Origin of the sequence: Azonexus sp. (genome assembly GCF_036170495.1) — a bacterium.
Taxonomy (GTDB): domain Bacteria; phylum Pseudomonadota; class Gammaproteobacteria; order Burkholderiales; family Rhodocyclaceae; genus Azonexus.
Window position 1 is genome coordinate 1 of the sequence record NZ_JAVHPH010000351.1, and the last position, 2,427, is coordinate 2,427.

At 61.6% G+C, this 2,427-nt stretch carries 2 protein-coding genes; both read right to left on the reverse strand.

Annotated elements, in window-relative coordinates; all coding sequences use genetic code 11:
• Positions 1-1,748 (reverse strand): PAS domain-containing protein (locus ADADOO_RS12980; protein ID WP_511277926.1); only part of this gene is annotated, 1,748 nt, incomplete at its 3' end.
• A gap of 3 nt (positions 1,749-1,751) precedes the next feature.
• A partial coding sequence (locus tag ADADOO_RS12985) for an HD-GYP domain-containing protein (RefSeq protein ID WP_511277927.1) occupies positions 1,752-2,427 on the reverse strand: 676 nt, incomplete at its 5' end.

Consider the following 2,427-nt stretch of genomic DNA (forward strand, 5'->3'; position numbering starts at 1 on the left):
GTCTGCTTGGCTTCCGTGATGTCCTGCCAGATGGCCGATACCTTGATGCCCTCGCCGACCCGGACAGCCGCGGCGGCGATCCGGGCAATCTGGATGCTGCCGTCGCGGCGCCGGTGCCGACGCTCAAAGATGGCGTTGCCGAGGCCGATGATCTCCGCGAGCAAGGCGCGAAGTTCGGTTTCCGTTGTGTCCACCTGCAGGTCGAGCAGATTGATGCCGGCAAATTCGCGGCGGCTATAACCGAGGTTACGAATGACCGCATCGTTGATTTCGATAAAGCCGAGCGTTTCCGGATCGATCAGGCAGATGCCGTCGTTGGCCTGGGTGACGATGCTGCGGAAGATTTCTTCGCGTTCGCGCAGCGCTTGTTCGGCGGCGCGGCGGTCGGTGATGTCGACGATGTAGACGACGATATGCGGCTCGTCATTGACTTCTATTTTGGCGGTGGAAAGACTGATTTGTCGCCGCCGTCCGTCGCGGCCGATACCAACGCTGTGGAAATTGACGACGTAGCCGTCGCGTTGGAGTATCTCGATCATTTGCGCCCGGTCTTCGGCGTGCCAGAGTCCGGTCTCGATGGTGGTTTTGCCGATCAGTTCCTCGCGCGTCGCACTGTATTCACTGAGCAATCGTTCGTTGACATCGATCATTTTGCCGTCGGCAACGCGCGTGATGCAGGCGGCGACCGGTGCTGCACGGAAGGCGATGGCGAGACGTTCCTGCAACTGGGCGATTTGCGCGGCAGCGCGTTTGCGCTCGGAAATGTCGAGGATGAAGGCGAGGATGTAGGGATTGCCGCCGAGGTGCACGATTTCGGCGGAAAGGCTGATTTCGATTGGCGTCCCGTCGCGTTGCTGCCACTCGGTCTGATAGTCCTGGAGCAGGCCCGTTTCCAGCAATTGGTCGCGCCATTTTTTTCGGCCCTCGGGGCTCGGCCATAAATGAAAATCGAGTGCGCTGTGGCCAATCAGCTCGTCCCGTTGCCAGCCGAGAAGCTGCTGGTAGCGCGGGTTGACCTCGAGAAATGTGCCGTTGTCCAGCGTGGTCAGCGAAATGGCCGCCGGGCTGCCGTTGAAGGCGACGGTGAACCGTTCCTGCAATTCGTGGGTTTGGGTCATGTCGCGGCCGATGCCGAGCACGCCAATCAGCTGCCCGGTGCTGTCGTGGATCGGCGCCTTGGTCGTTTCCAGCAGTTCACGATGGCCGTCGCTGGCAAAGGTGACCCACTCGTCGTTGCGGCACGGCCCTTTGGCGAGCAGCGCGGCGAGATCATTGGCGCGGAAGAATTTGGCCAGTTCAGGGTCGACGAAATCGAAGTCGGTTTTGCCGCGAATGCTCGCTTCGTCAGCGCCGAAGAACTGCTCGAAGCGCTTGTTGCAACTGAGATAGACGCCATCAGGGTCCTTTAGCCAGACGAGGTCGGGGATGGTGTCGAACAGGGTACGCAGGTGGCCGCGTTCCCGCTCGATCAGGATTTGGGCCTCTTCGGCGGCAGCGCGGCGCGCCAGGTTCTCGCGCAGCAGCCGGTAAAGCAGCAGCGAGAGGAGGCCGGCCGTGATGGCGATGAAGAACCAGCCCTTCAGCATGCTTGCCGTGATGCGCCGGTCGGCATCGGTGATCAGGTAGGCAAGGAGTTGATCCGAGACGAGAATCCACAGTGCCGCGAGCGCGACGTAGGGCAGGACGACCTGGGCGATGGCCGAGCGTAATTCTTTTTGCTGACTGCGGAGCCGGGGGGCGCTGCGCATCGTCTACTCGGCGTAGGTCTTGGCGATGGTCATGAAAGTGGCGTATTCCTGAATAAAGGCGTCCACGACGTCGGGATCGAAATGCTTGGCTTTGCCTTCGACGATGATGCGGTAGGCTTCGTCAAAGGAGAAGGCTGGCTTGTAGACGCGTTTGCAGGTCAGGGCGTCGAAAACGTCGGCCAGCGCCATGAGGCGGGCGGCAATCGGGATGCGGTCGCCGGCGAGTCCGTCCGGATAGCCGCTGCCGTCCCACTTTTCGTGGTGGGAGCGGGCGATGAGCTTGGCGATGGCGAGAAATTCGACCGGTTTCTCGGCATCGGCCTCGGCTTGGGCAATGGCGTTGCTGCCCAGTTCGGCATGGGTTTTCATGATCTCCCACTCTTCCGGCGTCAGTTTGCCAGGCTTGAGGAGAATGTGGTCGGGGATACCGACCTTGCCAATGTCGTGGAGCGGGGCGGACTGGGCCAGCGCGTTGATCGTCCGTTCGTCGAGGTAGCTGGTGAAGCGCGGGTGGGAGCGCAGCGCCCTGGCCAGTGTCAGGACGTATTCCTGGGTGCGGCGCAGGTGCTTGCCGGTTTCCGGGTCGCGCGTTTCGGCCAGACGGGCCAGGGCATGGATGCTGACTTCCTGGATGAGCTGGTTTTCACCCATGCGGCGCATGACTTCGGCTTCGAGATAG